Source organism: Prolixibacteraceae bacterium, from assembly GCA_019856515.1.
Taxonomy (GTDB): Bacteria; Bacteroidota; Bacteroidia; order Bacteroidales; family Prolixibacteraceae; genus Halosquirtibacter; species Halosquirtibacter xylanolyticus.
Genome location: CP082230.1, coordinates 4,717,346 through 4,735,587 on the forward strand (window position 1 = coordinate 4,717,346; position 18,242 = coordinate 4,735,587).

The 18,242-nt window shown below is 39.5% G+C and carries 11 protein-coding genes; all 11 read left to right on the plus strand.

The window, feature by feature from the left end:
- Positions 1-4: 4 nt before the first annotated feature.
- The 11 genes from K5X82_17265 to K5X82_17315 all read left to right on the plus strand — a co-directional run bounded on the left by K5X82_17265 (position 5) and on the right by K5X82_17315 (position 17,983).
- Complete coding sequence (locus K5X82_17265; GenBank protein ID QZT36962.1) at positions 5-1,756, plus strand: hypothetical protein; 1,752 nt, start codon at positions 5-7, stop codon at positions 1,754-1,756.
- Positions 1,757-2,555: 799 nt separating this feature from the next.
- Positions 2,556-4,520 carry a DNA topoisomerase (ATP-hydrolyzing) subunit B gene (gene gyrB, locus K5X82_17270; GenBank protein QZT36963.1) on the plus strand — a complete coding sequence of 655 codons (1,965 nt, stop codon included), beginning with the start codon at positions 2,556-2,558 and terminating at the stop codon, positions 4,518-4,520.
- Between the two features lie 79 nt (positions 4,521-4,599).
- Positions 4,600-5,622: a UDP-N-acetylmuramate dehydrogenase gene (gene murB / locus K5X82_17275; protein QZT36964.1), complete on the plus strand. Its 1,023-nt coding sequence runs from the start codon at positions 4,600-4,602 to the stop codon at positions 5,620-5,622.
- Between the two features lie 784 nt (positions 5,623-6,406).
- Positions 6,407-7,423 (plus strand): hypothetical protein, encoded by a 1,017-nt coding sequence (locus K5X82_17280; protein QZT36965.1) that lies wholly within the window; start codon positions 6,407-6,409, stop codon positions 7,421-7,423.
- Positions 7,424-7,443: 20 nt separating this feature from the next.
- Positions 7,444-9,231 (plus strand): hypothetical protein, encoded by a 1,788-nt coding sequence (locus K5X82_17285; GenBank protein ID QZT36966.1) that lies wholly within the window; start codon positions 7,444-7,446, stop codon positions 9,229-9,231.
- A 97-nt stretch (positions 9,232-9,328) separates the two neighbouring features.
- Complete coding sequence (locus K5X82_17290) at positions 9,329-10,777, plus strand: transposase (GenBank protein QZT36967.1); 1,449 nt, start codon at positions 9,329-9,331, stop codon at positions 10,775-10,777.
- Complete coding sequence (locus tag K5X82_17295; GenBank protein QZT36968.1) at positions 10,764-12,563, plus strand: hypothetical protein; 1,800 nt, start codon at positions 10,764-10,766, stop codon at positions 12,561-12,563. The genes K5X82_17290 and K5X82_17295 overlap by 14 nt, the downstream gene beginning before the upstream one ends.
- Entirely contained in the window at positions 12,539-13,489 is a 951-nt protein-coding gene (locus K5X82_17300) for a formylglycine-generating enzyme family protein (GenBank protein QZT36969.1), read from the plus strand. The genes K5X82_17295 and K5X82_17300 overlap by 25 nt, the downstream gene beginning before the upstream one ends.
- 528 nt (positions 13,490-14,017) lie before the next feature.
- Positions 14,018-14,968: a formylglycine-generating enzyme family protein gene (locus tag K5X82_17305; protein QZT36970.1), complete on the plus strand. Its 951-nt coding sequence runs from the start codon at positions 14,018-14,020 to the stop codon at positions 14,966-14,968.
- Positions 14,969-15,525: 557 nt separating this feature from the next.
- A complete protein-coding gene (locus tag K5X82_17310; GenBank protein QZT36971.1) occupies positions 15,526-16,476 on the plus strand; it encodes a formylglycine-generating enzyme family protein in 951 nt (316 codons plus the stop codon).
- Between the two features lie 466 nt (positions 16,477-16,942).
- Positions 16,943-17,983, plus strand: coding sequence for a formylglycine-generating enzyme family protein (locus K5X82_17315; protein ID QZT36972.1), 1,041 nt, complete (start codon positions 16,943-16,945; stop codon positions 17,981-17,983).
- Positions 17,984-18,242: the final 259 nt, after the last annotated feature.

Here is an 18,242-nt window from a genome sequence, read left to right on the forward strand (position 1 = left end):
AAAGATGAAAAACTTCAATTATACTTTAGGTTTGTTCCTATTACTATTTAGTGGTCAGACTGTTTTTGCAAATGTTAATATCGCCCAAGGCGATACAACAAAGATTGGTTTTAGCAAGTCTTTTGAGTTCGAATCACAAAGAAAAGTGGTGGAGAAGGTTCAAAAGATCATGGACGAACCAGAACCTCAAAAAGTGCCTGAAAAACCTAAGGTAGAGTACGACATCAAAGGGGCCCCTATCGAAGACAATGTCTCTCTTGCAAAGTTGAAACCTGCTGAGATGGAGTTGCCTACATACGAGCATGCTGGCAATGGATTCTTACGTGCAGGTATGGGAACATATCTATCTCCTCTGTTTGAGTTGATGTATAATAATAAAAATGCCTCCAAACGTCTCTTTGGAGTTCATCTACTTCATGAATCTCAATTTGCCGACCAGAAGCTAGAGTCTGGACAAAAGGTGAATGCGCCACATGCAAACACAAATATTGACCTCTCTTCTCGATTCTATTTGAAGAGATCTGTTTTAGGGGTAAACCTAGGCTACGGAAACATATATGATACATACTATGGTTATGTCGGAGAGGTTCCAACATCGTTAATCGATGGAAAGGACAACACCTATAACTATGGCGATAAACTATCACAGAATAATGTGTCGGCAGGTTTAACATACAAAACCGATCGCTCAGAGGATAAGATATCTATCAATGCCAATTTCGATTACCAATATTTCAAGACAAACTATAAGCAGTCCGAGAACAACATTGGATTGAACTTGGGGCTGATGAAGAAGTTTAATAAGTTGTATGGTGGCATTGATATGGCACTTCAATATGATCAATTAAATAGTGTATTACAGTCTAAACCGGACTCCTCTGCAAATGACTTCTACTTTAGGTTTGTACCTAAGGTTAGTTTTAGAAACGAAAAAATCATCGGAACCGTTGGTTTAGGTGTCGATGCCTCTTTTGATTCAGGTTTTGGCAATACCGTAGTGGTATATCCAGAAATCGATATCCAATACGACATGTTGAAAGGCTATATGACTTGGTATGCTAACATGACTGGATCGGTACAAAATAACGATTACTACAAAATGGTGGCCGAAAACACCTATATGTATGATGGTCAACGTATTGAGGATGCCAAACAACAAATCAAAGCTGCTGTTGGAGCCAAAGGGCTATTCTTAAGCGTCTTGAGCTACGATATCTTTGCAGAGTATGAGATGTTGAAAAACGATCACTACTGGGGTATGCAAAAGCATGTAGATGGCAAAAATGTAGTTTATGACAACCGTTTTAGAGCATTCTACCAAGATGTAAATTGTTTGACACTGGGGCTGAAACTTAATGCCGTGTTATCCAAGAAAACTTTCGTTACGGCCGGAGTGATGTATCATCACTATAATTTAGATAAAGATTCACTGTTTTATAAGCCACAAGTGACCTTCAATATCGATGGAGGGTACAAGATCACTCCACGACTGTCAATGAGCTCTACACTACGCTTTATTGGCGCACAAAAAGGAATGGTATATTCCGTAGATGATAAAAACAAAGTGGTGGTCGACACAAAGCTGCCTGAGATCAAATCTTTTGTTAATCTAGGCATTGGCGCAAAGTATGAATTGCCATACAACCTCGTTACATTCTGTCAGTTTAACAACCTGTTGAACCAAAGATATCAAGAGTGGATCGGCTACAACCAAAACGGATTTGAGTTTAAGTTAGGATTGACTTGGAACTTCTAAATTGATACAGATATGGAGTCTCTGAGAAGATAGGTGTTTCTCATAGACTCCATATTGCAATATATCATAATGCTATGACATGGAACATGATGTCAATATAATGCACTACAATTAATATCCAAGAACCAATCAACAGGGCTCTTATGCCCAATTTTATACCACATAACAATAAGTCAAGATACAGTTTTAAAACACCTTACAGGGAGTTATGACACGGTTTTATACTACCTGATAGGGAGCTTCCCCTGCCTTTCCCCTGCCTTTAGTATGCATTGGCTTGAGAATTATCCAACCGTTCTCCGAGAATCGTCCACCATTTTACCCAAATCGATGGACGATTCTCGAAGCATTCTCGGACATTTCTCGAATATTTGCAGGGGAAAGGCAGGGGAAGGTAGCTTGAATCCCCCTGTGATGTCTATTTCATGATTTAATAGCTGTTAGGCTACCTGTAGTCTGTGGTGGTAGAGGTTGGTTCGGATGCTTGAAAACATATTTTGAATAGTATTAAATCGCTCTTTTCGATCGATTTAAATGGCATTGAAGCTACCTGTTTAGGCCCTGTTGACCTGCAGGTAGCTTTACTCTTTTATCCTATATTTGGGTAAGCGACATTTAACCATAAATACTTCTTTTTTTCTGCTGCTCTTTCGTTTGAAAGTAATGTGATTAAATGAACAATTTTCGTTATATTTGCTGATACGTATTGGAACTACTTTATGCTAAAAAGATGGTCATATTTTTGACTTTAGCCGTGAGTAAAGTAGTCGTGGATTTGTAACAATTGAATATTAAATATATGAGTGATTTAGATTACGACAAAATGAATGGAGCTTCTGATTATTCAGCCGACAGTATTCAGATTTTAGAGGGTCTTGAGGCGGTTCGAAAACGTCCTGCGATGTATATTGGGGATGTGAATGTCAAAGGTCTTCATCATTTGGTGTATGAGGTGGTTGATAACTCTATTGATGAGGCATTGGCTGGTTATTGTAAAAATATTTTAGTTACAATAAACCCTGATAATTCAATTACGGTTGAAGATGATGGTCGTGGTATTCCTACCGAGTTTCACTCCAAAGAGAAGAAATCTGCTTTGGAAGTAGTGATGACTGTTCTTCATGCTGGGGGTAAATTTGACAAAGATTCGTATAAAGTTTCTGGTGGTCTTCACGGTGTGGGTGTATCTTGTGTGAATGCACTTTCTACTTACTTGAAAGCGGAAGTTCACCGCGATGGTAAGTTGTGGGAACAGGAGTACTCATGTGGTAAGCCACAGGCAGATGTACATGTGGTTGGAGAGTCTGATAAAACAGGTACTACCATTACTTTCATGCCTGATAGCTCTATTTTTAGTGTTTCAGTATATAAATATGAGATTCTTGCGGCTCGTTTGAGAGAGCTTGCATTTCTAAATGCAGGTATCAATCTTTCTCTGACGGATCTAAGAGAGATCGACGAGGAGGGTAATCCTAAAAGTGATACTTTCTTCTCTGAGAGAGGACTGGCTGAATTTGTGGACTATCTTGATGGACATAGAGATCGTATCATCGATCAAACGATCCATATCAATACAGAAAAAAATAATATTCCTGTAGAGATCGCTTTGTGTTACAATACATCGTTTACTGAGAATATTCACGCTTATGTGAATAATATCAATACCATAGAGGGTGGTACTCACCTAACTGGTTTTAGACGTGGTTTGACGCGTACTTTGAAAGGGTATGCCGATAGTAGTGGAATGCTTAGTAAAATGAAGTTCGATATTAGTGGTGATGACTTCCGTGAAGGATTGACTGCTGTAGTTTCGGTTAAAGTTGCTGAGCCTCAATTTGAAGGACAGACAAAAACCAAGCTAGGTAACTCAGAGGTGAGTTTGAGTGTCGATCAAGCGGTTTCGGAGATGCTTTCACACTATTTGGAAGAGAATCCAAAGGCTGCGAAAATGATTGTGAATAAGGTGATCCTTGCTGCTCAGGCTCGTCATGCTGCACGTAAAGCACGTGAGTTAGTACAGAGAAAAACGGTGCTATCTGGTGGAGGTCTTCCTGGTAAGCTTGCTGACTGCTCTTCTAAAGATGCTTCTGCTTGTGAGGTGTTCCTTGTCGAGGGTGATTCTGCGGGTGGTACTGCAAAACAGGGGCGTGATAGAAAATTCCAAGCGATCTTGCCATTGAGAGGTAAGATCTTGAATGTGGAAAAAGCAATGACACATAAGGTGTTTGAGAGCGAAGAGATTCGTAATATCTATACCGCTTTAGGTGTTCGTGTGGGAACAGAGGATGACGAAAAAGGGTTGGACTACTCTAGACTTCGTTACCACAAGATTGTTATCATGACCGATGCCGACGTGGATGGATCGCATATTGCAACATTGATTATGACTTTCTTCTTTAGATTCATGCAGGATCTGATTAAGAATGGTTATCTGTATATTGCTACTCCTCCACTATACTTGGTGAAGAAAGGTAACAAAGAAGAGTATTGCTGGACTGATCCACAAAAAGACCGTTTGGTGGAAGAGTGGGGTAACGGAAACGAAAGTTCTGTACACGTACAACGTTATAAGGGTCTTGGTGAGATGAACGCGGAGCAGTTGTGGAATACCACAATGGATCCAGAAGAGCGTATGCTTAGACAAGTGACTATCGATAATGCTGTGGAAGCGGACCATACATTCTCTATGCTTATGGGCGATGAAGTGGCTCCTCGTAGAAACTTTATTGAAGAGAATGCTGTTTATGCAAATATTGATGTATAAGACATTATAAAAATATGAAACCGCCTTCTTCTTAGATGGCGGTTTTTTTCTATCTAATATTTCGATACTACTATTAAATATGTTATTCATACAAAAAGATTATCCATTAAAGTCTTTAAATACTTTTGGCGTGGATGCCAAAGCCAAATACTTTATATCTTTTGACTCGATTGATGATATTGAAGAGTTGAACTGTCTGCTAACCTCTAGGTTTGAAAATGAGAAGAAGTTTGTTCTTGGGGGGGGTAGTAACGTTCTTTTTACCGAAGATTTTGATGGCCTGGTGATGCAGTCACACATAAACAACATAATCAAAGAGACAAACACTGACTCAATCGTCACAGTGGAGGTTGGTTCGGGAATGGTGTGGGATCATTTTGTAGCCTACTGTGTGTCTAAAGGCTGGGGTGGGGTGGAGAACCTATCCCATATACCAGGTGTGGTTGGTGCTGCACCAGTCCAGAATATTGGTGCATATGGTATCGAGGCTAAGGATGTTATCGAAGAGGTCTGTTTTTGGGATTTTGAGACAGAATCCATTGTCGTTATAAAAAATGATGATTGTCATTTTGGATATAGAGACTCTATATTTAAACATCGTTATAAAGGGCTCGCTTTGGTCTTGAGTGTTACTTTTAAACTGACGCTAAAAGATCATGCCATAAATATCGGATATGGTGCGCTAAAGGATCTAGAGAGCTATGGCGCAGACTTGTCATTGACTCAGGTTCGTGAACGTATTGTGGAGATTCGTGAAAGCAAACTGCCAAATCCTGAGGTGATTGGTAATGGTGGTAGCTTCTTTAAAAATCCCGTTCTAGATAAAGAGGTGGTAGATAACCTTTTAAAACATTACCCCCAAATGGTGGTATACCCTTTAGATAGTGGCAAAGTGAAAGTGGCTGCTGGATGGCTTATCGAGCATGCTGGTTGGAAAGGCTATACGGAAGGTGCCGTAGGAGTCCACGATAAACAGTCGCTTGTTTTGGTAAACCATGGGGCTGCAAAAGGCAATGATGTGGTCGCTTTGGCTCAAAAGATCATAAAAGATATCGATCAAAAGTTTGGAATAAAATTAGAACCAGAGGTGATCTTCTTATAGAAAACAGTAGAAAAGATCACTCTTTATATTTATAACAAAGCACATTAGTATCTCTCTAATGTGCTTTGTTGCGTTAGTAGAGGCCTGATGTTTGCGTCTAGATGTTTGATTTCTATAGTGCTTTTGGATAAAGCTGTAATGAACGGTTAGATGCGATCATCTTATCTAACCGTGGCAAGTGATGTTTGCTTGGTATAGACACGATGCTCGTGTCTATATGTTTTGATTTGCAATGCTGCTTCACCTTACACTGAAGGTCCTACACTTTCTAGCCCAGTGCGAAGCCTTGGGTGGAATTGGTGTAATAATCATACGAGGGCTGTAAGTCCGATATCATGACTTCATTCCATCGATTTAGTTGCATAAAAGGCGTTCCAAGGCAATGGCACGTCTTTAATGCAATAACTGTGAACGTGGTGCTCCAACTTGGCATCTTTCTATCAACCAAATGACGTTAGGTATAGATGTCCCTCACGTGCCAATGAGTTTGCATACTGTTGTGGGTGTAATCGGTATCATTTGATTGTTGGGCATATGATGTTGATAAATGATAATTGTTTTTGCTTGTTAAATTAATGCGTTTAACATATATTTGATTTATAATCTAATTTAGATATTATCGATCTCGGTGATCGGTAGGATAATAGAGCTATTTCCCTTATAAACTTCGATTTAATTCACGTTTACAGAACGTAGCTCTAGGGGGGCTATGTTATAATTTAGTGTTGTGGTATACATCACATTTTATGATATAGACTATATTTTATTACATAATTTCAGGTCTATGTATAGCATAAAACTAGAAGTGAATGGGAACATACGTCATGTTAACTGTTTGGACTACGACTACTTCTGTCCCGTAGTGACAGATAATTGGCTGTATCGGAGATACTTGCAGAAGTATTTTCCTTATGATATTATGGATCGTTATCGTGCAGATATAGGTGATCGTGATATCCCGCCCTTAGAGGTAGGGCCTTTGGATCTTCAAATCCAGAAAGATTGTATGTGTAAAGTTGAATTTGGAAATTATCTTCCTTCGTTGCGTTTTAGTGATGTCTTAAGTTCTCCCTTTGGAGAAGATCAAATGAAGTCGGACTATTATAATGCATTGGGTCAGGCACGCTATGATGCGGGCTTAGATCATGGCTTGGCACCTAACTATGGTCTCTTGTTAGATCGCTTTGTTCGTCCATTGGAGAATACTATTGATAGAATATGCAAAGAGCTTTTGGGTGGTCAATTCTATCTGACCATGGATAGTAGTGATCAGGATGATTTCTTTTATCAATGGATGTTCTCTGGTCAGATGCACCAAGGGGTTATTACGTTAGTGGATGATCAATTTATGGGTTTTAAGATTGAGTTTTGGGACTGCTACTGTGTGGGGCTGAAAGAGGAGATGTGTTCCGATGATCAGAATAGTATGCAGATGACCCTACGTCTCTCTCCTGCCATTACTCGTAATCGTAAAAGAAAACATATTAAATCGTGGAGAATTACTGAGCTGAAAGAGGATGCTAAGGTTGTAAGAACGATTGCTAGGAGTAGTTCTGAAGAGAAGCATAAATTATTAGAGCTCTACTGGACCGATTTGGATGGTCATAGGTTGGAAAGTCCAATGGAGGGAAAGAATCTATTGGTGGTGAAAAGCAGAAATAGTGTTGGTAAGTTGGTGACCTTTAATTTGAATAACATGTGGTATGATCTTTATTACCAGGATGGATATTTAGAGGATGATATCCTTAAGGATTATAAGATCACTTCCGATATGGATCAATTAGAGATCGAGGCATATTAACCTATTTTAAAATTACTACTATGTTAAAAACATCAATGAGTGTTTATTTTTCTAATGATCTTAATAGTAAGGTTATGGGAGAAACAAATGGAAAGGAAGCGGTGGATGAGATTCTACTTATTCCTGAAACTGGAGAGATAATATGTCTTTTAAAGTCAGACCACGATGAACTGATAAAAGTAGATGACGAGAGTGGTGAGACTAACCATTATTTGGGCGATAATATTATAAAAGAGTTGGCAAAAACAACTTTTAAGTCCAATGATGAAAAAGCAGATGCAATTCGTAAGGCTTTTTTTAGTGATGAAGAAGAACCAAAGAAAGACGGTAGCAGCGACAATAATACAATCTCCCCTATCCCTGATAACTATAAGGAATCCCTACTGTATACAGAGTGTATTCGTTTAAAAGAGAAGGCTACTTCTATGGTAGCGAAGAAATTTATTGAAAAGGTAAAGAAGAAATATACATCTCGTCTTAAGAATGATTCTTTAAAGAAATCGACCGTCGAATGTATGTTTAAAATTTTCGAGAATGCGGTAGAGGGAGAGGATCTTCTGAAAGATTGTAAAATATCAGCAAAGAAAGAGAAGAACGTCAAAACACAAAAGAAGGTTTGGAATAAAAAGATAGATAGAAAAATAAAAACAAAGATATTACAGAGTTCCTATCCAAAATCTTATAAAAAGATAAAGAAGTATTTGAATAAAGATAAAGCAGAGTATAAAGAGGAGCATGATATTGCAATTCTAAAGGTTTTGTCTCAATTAGTTAAAACGGTTCCGTTTCCTGAAGAGATCGAAAAGTTTCTGACCTCGTTAGATTACTCTGTAACGGAGGAGTGGGAAAAGACTTTTGCGTTAGTAGAAGGAAAAAGAGATTTTAATAAAGAGGAGGACAAGAAACATATTATTGAACTACTCAAAAAAGATACTTTTTCCCAAGACCATGCACATATTGTGATCCGAGAGGTTAGGGATTTGTGGAAAAAAGGCGAAGAAGATCAGGAGTTTGATGAGAAATTTGGACTTTATACTGCAAAGATTTTGTTTGAGAAGGGTAAAAATCCGAATATTGATTTAGGTAAACAGTATCGTGCAAAACTCAAAAAGACTGTAGAAGATGAACCTGTTCCCCCAAATGTTTTTACGGCAGGGGTTGAATATTCCCTGCTTCGATTGGCAGCCAAAGCAGAAGGGGAATTCGAAAGCAATATTTTAGAAGGTAAATTGGCGAAAGGAAGTATTAAAGCAGAAGCTGATGCGGTGTTGGCAGAAGGGAAAGCCAATGCCAATTTCTATTTCCCTAATGAAAATGGGCACCATGCAAAATTAGATGTAACAAAACGGACAGAAAAGAAGCAGTGGGAGAAGATACCCGCGGAAGATAATAGTGAACACTATCCTGCTAATTTTTTCTTTGACTGTGATTTTATTGCACCCCACACCGCTTATGGTTTAATTAAGCAGTTTAAACATCTGAATAACTATAATCCAAGTAAAACGAAATTGATTGGGCTCGATATTATCGGCCATACCGATGCTAAGGGGAGTAGTATTTATAACCAAGGTTTAGGACAAAGAAGAGCCGATGCAGCGTATCATTTTTTGAAAGCAGAATATGTTGGGCTTTCTCATTTTTTTAGTACAGGAACGTGGCAAGAAGCTCATATCGAGTTTATGCAAGCGGTTGTGAATTTAAATTACACTCTTTATGCCTCTCCATATATTGGAGTACAGAATAATAATTTGAACGAAGAGCAAAGGAAGCAACAAAGAGATTATTATCCACTGATGTTTCCCATGTAGGCTAACATCTTGATTTACAGCATAAAAAGAAGCATGTTTATTTTGATAATTCATTAATTATCAGTAAATTAATGTTGTTCCAATAACCAAATAAATCATGCTTCAGAATAAAAGTACAAAAGTTTTTTCAGAGACACAGAGTTTTTTCAGTTCAAGTGAAAAAGGAATTAATCGAATTATTAGCCTTTACAAGTTACTCAACTTAAGACAACTGAAATTAGGAAATAAAGAGTTGCCTCAGTCTACTTACTTCAAAGGTGACATACTATTAGGCTTACTACTTTTCCCAATTTTCTCTATCCCTAATATTTATAGCTACAGTAAGCATTATCTATCAGAGATGTTAGAAGCACAAAAGAATACATTCTATCGATTTAAAAATAACAGCCAGATAGATTGGCGTACTATAGTTTCATCATGTAATAATAAACTCTTTGGTCAAATAGCCAAAAACTCTCACTCTGATGACTGTAATCAAGCAGAAAGATGCTTAATTATTGACGATACTGATTTTGAGAAGTCTACCTACAAAACTGAACATGTTAGTAAAATATGGTCGCATGTAACCCATCGTTATATATTTGGTTTTAAAGGATTATTTCTAGGTTTATGGGATGGCAAAAGCTATTTTACATTGGACTTCTCTCTACATAAAGAAAGAGGGAAGAATAAAAAGACTCCATTTGGACTCACTGCCAAACAACGTAAAAAACAGTTCTCAAAGAAACGATCAACAAAGAGTAATGGGTTTAACCGAGAGAAAGAACTCGTTATTGATAAAATAACGATGGCAAAAGAGATGATGGTAAATGCTATTAAACAAGGAATTACAGTAGACTACATACTTATGGACAGTTGGTTCTTCTGTGATTCAATATTAAAAACTGTGATCTCTAATGGTATGCATCTTGTTGCAATGGCTAAGATGTCTAGTGCTAAATATTCTTTCAAAGACAAAGAATATAGCACCAAAGAACTTGCTCTCTTACTTAAACAGCGAAAGAGAGTAAAATGGGTAAAGTCACTTAGTCTATATTGTGCAGAAGTCACAGTGAAATATAAAGGTACAGATGTAAAACTATTCTTTTGCAAGAACAGTAAGCGAGGGAAATGGCATTTATTGGTATCTTCAAATACAAAGCTGAGCATAGAGAAAGCTTATCAGATATATAGTATTAGATGGAGTATTGAGGTCTTTTTTAAGGAATCAAAGAACTATTTTGGTTTAGGAAAATCTCAATCGAGTGATTTTGATGCTCAAATAGCAGATCTATCTGTAGCTATTATTGAGTTTAACGTTTTTAGTTTAGCAAAAAGGTTCGAGGCATATGAGACGCTAGGTGGAATCTTTGCTCATGTAAAAGATCAAGGAATGGAACTTGTAATAGTACAACGAATTTGGGGTTTTATCCTCGAATTGATGAGAACTCTCGCAGAAATCATCGATAGTGATTTTAATGAATTGATAATCAGTGTACTTAAAAATAAACCCGAAAATAATAAATTCTTTAGGCTCATTGAATCAATGGTTTATGAACCTGAATAAAGACATGGGAAACATCAGTTATCCATATAAAGGGGAGTCGCAACGGAGAATAAATATTAATAATCCGACACAAGAGAATGTAACACAACCTAGGGACAAATTAGAAGAACTAATTATTCCTAATTATAAGATTATAGAAAGAATAGAGAAAATAGAAGGTATAGAAAAGGATAAAGAGTTTAAATTTAGTGACTTCCATCAATATCTGAAGAAGAATTATCCAGAGTATGTCGATTTGTCTCAGAAACCGATTGAATTCTTCGATAAGATGAATGGCTTCCCAGTCTATTTCCATGAAACAGCATCCTTCTTTGGAAAGTATTCATCAGAATATATCTTAAAACTACTTTATGCTTACCGTGGTGCCATAGCAAATCGATATCCATTTATTATTGATAGTATCGTGAGACATGGTGAAAGGGTAACCAGTAAAGGAGAAAGTGAATTACTTGTAGATACCCAAGAGCGTAATAAGCAAAATAGACGTGTGGTTTTAACGGGGTATAAGCTAGAGGAGAGAAACACTTTCTCTACCGTGGATGTCGCGAAGCTTGATTTTGGTTATTTCCGTATGGATCTATTAGGGGAAGTGAGTGGTTATGCAGGAGCCAATGTGTTGCTCTCGGCAGATATAAATGTCGGGGTTAATACCGAAGCATTATTGATCAAAGGGTCACGGAAATGTGAGAAGGAAAAGGTCCATGACATTAAAAGGAAAGAGATCAGTACTAAAAACAAGAAGACCAAAGACAAAGAGGATTCTGATCCGTTGTTGGAGGCCAAAGCCAGTGGAAAAGGAGGTGCCTTTGTAGGGGTTAAAGCGGAAGCCGGATTAAAAGCGGCACTACAGTGGAACTCCGTAATAATAGAAAAGGATGATTGTAAAGAGCTTGGTAATGTAGGGGTTGCTGTGAATGGAACTGCCGGAGCAGAACTGTCGGGCGAGTTTAAAATTGGTTATGATTCTACTAGTGGTCGTTTTACCATCAAAGCTTCTGCTTCTGCTGCTTTGGGAGCAGGAGGTGGTGGCACCGCCGAATTCTCTGTAGGTTTAGGAGGTCTTTATGAGTTGGTGATGTATGTTTATAACCAGTTAAAAGATAACGATTTCAATTTTGTAGATCTATTTGAAACCACCAGGGAAGGGTATAATGTCTATCAAATCTTTGTTGCTTGGCAAGTTCAATTGCTTCAAGAAGGAGTTGATCTGGCAAAGGATGCTAAGAAGGCCATAGAAGGTTTTGCTAGCGATATTACCATTAAAGCACAAGTACTGTTGAGTGATGCTCGTAAACTGGTTGCAGATTGGCATGCTGCCGAACAAAAGGAGGGGCAGATAAAGAACCTATTGTCTATGATTAAGGACGGGAAAAAAAATAAAGGGTTCATGAATTTCCTTACTCCAGAAGTTAAAGGGCGTATCCTCTACTACTTAGCAAAACATCGCATCAGCTATTGGGAGGATATAAAGACATTTGATAAGAATCATGGGAGTGAAACGGCTGCATTAAAAATTTTAGAGGAATATATTGTTAGCAAACGCGATTGGCAGGAGACCTTTGAGCATATGGTGGTCGATGCAAGAAAGGATGAAAATTCGTCACAACCATATACAAGAATAAAGAGTAAAAGAAAGAACAAGAGTTTTGATGATATGGAACGAGACGTTCTATTGCTAACGGATAATGAGAATTGGTTAAAAACGTATCTTTTAAAAGATGCGGAGGATTGGAAAAGAGTAGTTGAAATAAGAAAAGAGTTATGGAAGAAAGAAGAGGAAAAATAGTCTCACTATTATTGGTTTTATGTGTTTGTCTGTTTCATGTCTCTTGTGCCCAGAAGGGTAAGCCAGAGTCGGAAACGGATTGGATTATCAAGAAATCTTTGACGGATTTGGTTTATGTGGAAGGAGGCACTTTTATGTTAGGAGATGTGGGGTATACGGATAGTTTGGGCGTACATCGCCTTTTTGCGAACCATGGAAGTGCATTGCCAGTCCATAAGGTGACCCTAGATAGTTATTCTATCGGTAAGTTGGAAGTGACTTTTAAGGAGTTTGATCTCTTTTGTAAACAAACAGGACGAGAGTTAGTAGGAGAAGTCCAATCAAGAGAGTCTGGAAGGTTCTTTCGACCAGAGTTGTCTGCAACATTTATGACATGGGATGAGGCGATGGCCTACTGTGCATGGTTAGGGAAATTAACTGGTTTGGCATTTAATTTGGCTACGGATGCACAGTGGGAGTATGCTGCGCGCAGCCGGGGTTTGGCAGTAAAGTATGGCACGGACAATGGCTTGATGGAAAAAGGACGTAACTATAAGAGTGATTACTATGAAACCCCAGCCGACAACCCTCCTCCAGGCAATTATCCTCCAAACCCTTTGGGACTGTACGATATGAGTGGCATTAACCCTGAATGGGTTCGCGATGGGTATGCACCGTATTTTAAATGGGAAAAAGTTAATCCTTTAAATGATTTTCAACACAGTATTGTTACCATTCGAGGTTTTCATCCCAATGTTTATAGCAGAGGTTCTCGAGCCAACTATAGAACAGGAGCAGGAGCAGGTATTCGATTTGTAGTAAATTCACTAACCCCCGTTGATGTTGAATCTGTATTAGATAGCCTTGGTCTATCTATGCCTAGTTCAAAAGATATAGAGAAGTATATGCCAAAGAATTGGGTTGCTCCAGGTAAATACCCTCTTTAATTCATTACCTGAAGCGCAAGGGGAAAAAGCACCACGTAGAGGGGCGATGCTCGCGTCTAAATTTTAGCCACGGATTATCACGGATCTTTGTTGAAGCACAGTTGATGGGACAACCGCTGGGAGCGCTGAGCTCCAGCTCGGCATCGTGTGTCAGGAGAGCGACAACTTAGCATTGCTTCATGGAGGAGTTGAATTGCAAGGATAGCACAAAGGTACGAAGGAATTTTAGCCACGGATTTTTATTTGTTGTTGCAACATTCCCTGAAAGGGAAACCGAACATAGCCCAATGGTGAAAACCATAGTTTGACCGCAAGGTCAAAGTATTGGTTGGAGCCTTGGGTAATAGAGTAAAAACAACAGAAGGGCTGTAAGTCCGACCCTTATCGCGTTTTGTTGACGTTGGTTTGGATGGTTTGTGCCAATTTATTGGCACGCCTTGCGAGAAGGTTGTTGGATTTGGAGATGCGAGCATCGCGTCTGTACGAGATGTTTTTGTAGCCTTAGAGAATTCAAATAAGAAAAGAGTTATGGAAGAAAGAAGAGGAAAAATAGTTTCACTATTATTGGTTTTATGTGTTTGTCTGTTTCATGTCTCTTGTGCCCAGAAGGGTAAGCCCGAGTCGGAAACGGATTGGATCATCAAGAAATCTTTAACGGACTTGGTTTATGTGAAAGGTGGCACTTTTATGTTAGGAGATGTGGGGTATACGGATAGTTTGGGTGTGCATCGTCTTTTCGCGAACCATGGAAGTGCATTGCCAGTTCATAAAGTGACTTTAGATAGTTATTCTATCGGTAAGTTAGAGGTGACTTATAAGGAGTTTGATCTATTCTGTAAACTAACTGGACGAGATTTGGTTGGCGAAAATAGAGAGGGAAGGTATAGTATATTTTTTCGACCAGAGTTGTCCGCAACACATATGACATGGGATGATGCGATGGCCTACTGTGCATGGTTAGGGAAATTAACTGGTTTGGCATTTAATTTGGCGACGAATGCGCAGTGGGAGTATGCTGCGCGTAGCCGGGGTTTGGCAGTAAAGTATGGCACGGACAATGGTTTAATGGAAAAAGGACGTAACTATAAGAGTGATTACTATGAAACATCTGCCGACAACCCTCCTCCAGGCAGTTACCCCCCGAACCCTTTGGGACTGTACGATATGAGTGGCATTAACCCTGAATGGGTTCGCGATGGGTATGCACCGTATTTTAAATGGGAAAAAGTTAATCCTTTAAATGATTTTCAACACAGTATTGTTACCATTCGAGGTTTTCATCCCAATGTTTATAGCAGAGGTTCTCGAGCCAACTATAGAACAGGAGCAGGAGCAGGTATTCGATTTGTAGTAAATTCACTAACCCCCGTTGATGTAGAAACTGTATTAGATAGCCTCGGTCTATCTATGCCTAGTTCCAAAGATTTAGAGAAGTATATGCCAAAGAATTGGGTTGCTCCGGGTAAATACCCTCTTTAATTCATTACCTGAAGCGCAAGGGGAAAAAGCACCACGTAGAGGCGCGATGCTCGCGTCTAAATTTTAGCCACGGATTAGACGGATTAACACGGATCTTTGTTGATGCAATAAATTTTAATGCTTGAATATTCCCTGAAAGGGAACCCGAACATAGCCCAATGGTGAAAACCATAGTTTGACCGCAAGGTCAAAGTATTGGTTGGAGCCTTGGGTAATAGAGTAAAAACAATAGGAGGGCTGTAAGTCCGATGCATCATGGAGGAGTTGAATCGCAAGGATGGCACACAGATGAATACTACGGTTGTCGCTCTCTTGTGGTACGATGCCGAGCGGAGCTCGGCGTTCCCAGCGGTTGAGGTATCCCTCTCGTGCCAATTCATTGGCACGCCGTGCGAGCATCGCTTCTTTACAAGGTCATGGGGTTGCTTGGTAGAGACACGATGCTCGTGTCTAATGTGTTTTGGAAATGTTGGTTTTTGTTGGATTTGGAGATGCGAGCATTGCATCTGTGCGAGATGTTTTTGTAGCCTTAGATAATTTAAAATAAGAAAAGAGTTATGGAAGAAAGAAGAGGAAAAATAGTCTCACTATTATTGGTTTTATGGGTTTGTCTGTTTCATATCTCTTGTGCCCAGAAGAGTAAGCCCGATTCGGAAACGGATTGGATCATCAAAAAATCTTTGACGGACTTGGTTTATGTGAAAGGTGGCACTTTTATGTTAGGAGATGTGGGGTATACGGATAGTTTGGGCGTACATCGCCTTTTTGCGAACCATGGAAGTGCTTTGCCAGTCCATAAGGTGACCCTAGATAGTTATTCCATCGGTAAGTTGGAAGTGACTTTTAAGGAGTTTGATCTATTCTGTAAACTAACAGGACGAGATTTGGTTGGAGAAGTCCAATCAAGAGAGTCTGGAAGGTTCTTTCGACCAGAATTGTCTGCAACATTTATGACATGGGATGATGCGATGGCCTACTGTGCATGGTTAGGGAAATTAACTGGTTTGTCATTTAATTTGGCAACGAATGCGCAGTGGGAGTATGCTGCGCGCAGCCGAGGATTGGCAGTAAAGTATGGCACGGACAATGGATTGATGGAAAAAGGTCGTAACTATAAGAGTGATTATTATGAAACATCGGCCGACAACCCTCCTCCAGGCAGTTACCCTCCAAACCCTTTGGGCCTGTACGATATGAGTGGCATTAACCCTGAATGGGTTCGCGATGGGTATGCACCATATTTTAAATGGGACAAAGAAAATCCTATAAATGATTTTCAACACAGTATTGTTACCATTCGAGGTTTTCATCCCAATGTTTATAGCAGAGGTTCTCGAGCCAACTATAGAACAGGCGCAGGAGCAGGTATTCGATTTGTAGTAAATTCACTAACCCCCGTTGATGTAGAAACTGTATTAGATAGCCTCGGTCTATCTATGCCTAGTTCCAAAGATATAGAGAAGTATATGCCAAAGAATTGGGTTGCTCCAGGTAAATACCCTCTTTAATTCATTACCTGAAGCGCAAGGGGAAAAAGCACCACGTAGAGGCGCGATGCTCGCGTCTAAATTTTAGCCACGGATTAGACGGATTAACACGGATCTTTGTTGATGCAATAAATTTTAATGCTTGAATATTCCCTGAAAGGGAACCCGAACATAGCCCAATGGTGAAAACCATAGTTTGACCGCAAGGTCAAAGTATTGGTTGGAGCCTTGGGTAATAGAGTAAAAACAATAGGAGGGCTGTAAGTCCGATGCATCATGGAGGAGTTGAATCGCAAGGATGGCACACAGATGAATACTACGGTTGTCGCTCTCTTGTGGTACGATGCCGAGCGGAGCTCGGCGTTCCCAGCGGTTGAGGTATCCCTCTCGTGCCAATTCATTGGCACGCCGTGAGAGCATCGCTTCTGTACGAGGTCATGGGGTTGCTTGGTAGAGACACGATGCTCGTGTCTAATGTGTTTTGGAAATGTTGGTTTTTGTTGGATTTGGAGATGCGAGCATTGCATCTGTGCGAGATGTTTTTGTAGCCTTAGAGAATTTAAATAAGAAAAGAGTTATGGAAGAAAGAAGAGGAAAAATAGTCTCACTATTATTGGTTTTATGGGTTTGTCTGTTTCATATCTCTTGTGCCCAGAAGGGTAAGCCCGAGTCGGAAACGGATTGGATCATCAAAAAATCTTTGACGGACTTGGTTTATGTGAAAGGAGGCACTTTTATGTTGGGAGATGTGGGATATACGGATAGTTTGGGGGTACATCGCCTTTTTGCGAACCATGGAAGTGCATTGCCAGCCCATAAAGTGACCCTAGATAGTTATTCCATCGGTAAGTTGGAAGTGACTTACAAGGAGTTTGATCTCTTTTGTAAACTAACAGGGCGAGATTTGGTTGGAGAAGTCCAATCAAGAGAATCAGGAAGGTATTTTCGACCAGAGTTGTCCGCAACACATATGACATGGGATGATGCGATGGCCTACTGTGCATGGTTAGGGAAATTAACAGGTTTGTCATTTAATTTGGCAACGAATGCGCAGTGGGAGTATGCTGCGCGCAGCCGGGGTTTGGCAGTAAAGTATGGCACGGACAATGGTTTAATGGAAAAAGGTCGTAACTATAAGAGTGATTATTATGAAACCCCTGTCGACAACCCTCCTCCAGGCAGTTATCCTCCAAACCCTTTGGGACTGTACGATATGAGTGGCATTAGACCTGAATGGGTTCGCGATGGGTATGCACCATATTTTAAATGGGACAAAGAAAATCCTATAAATGATTTTCAACACAGTATTGTTACCATTCGAGGTTTTAGTCTGAATGTTTATAGCAGAGGTTCTCGAGCCAACTATAGAACAGGAGCAGGAGCAGGTATTCGATTTGTAGTAAATTCACCAACTCCCGTTGATGTTGAATCCGTATTAGATAGCCTAGGTCTATCTATGCCTAGTTCAAAAGATCTAGAGAAGTATATGCCAAAGAATTGGGTTGCTCCGGGTAAATACCCTCTTTAATTCATTATTTGAAGCGTAAGGAGGAAAAGCACCACGTAGAGGCGCGATGCTCGCGTCTAAATTTTAGCCACGGATTAGACGGATTAACACGGATCTTTGTTGATGCAATAAATTTTAATGCTTGAATATTCCCTGAAAGGGAACCCGAACATAGCCCAATGGTGAAAACCATAGTTTGACCGCAAGGTCAAAGTATTGGTTGGAGCCTTGGGTAATAGAGTAAAAACAATAGGAGGGCTGTAAGTCCGATGCATCATGG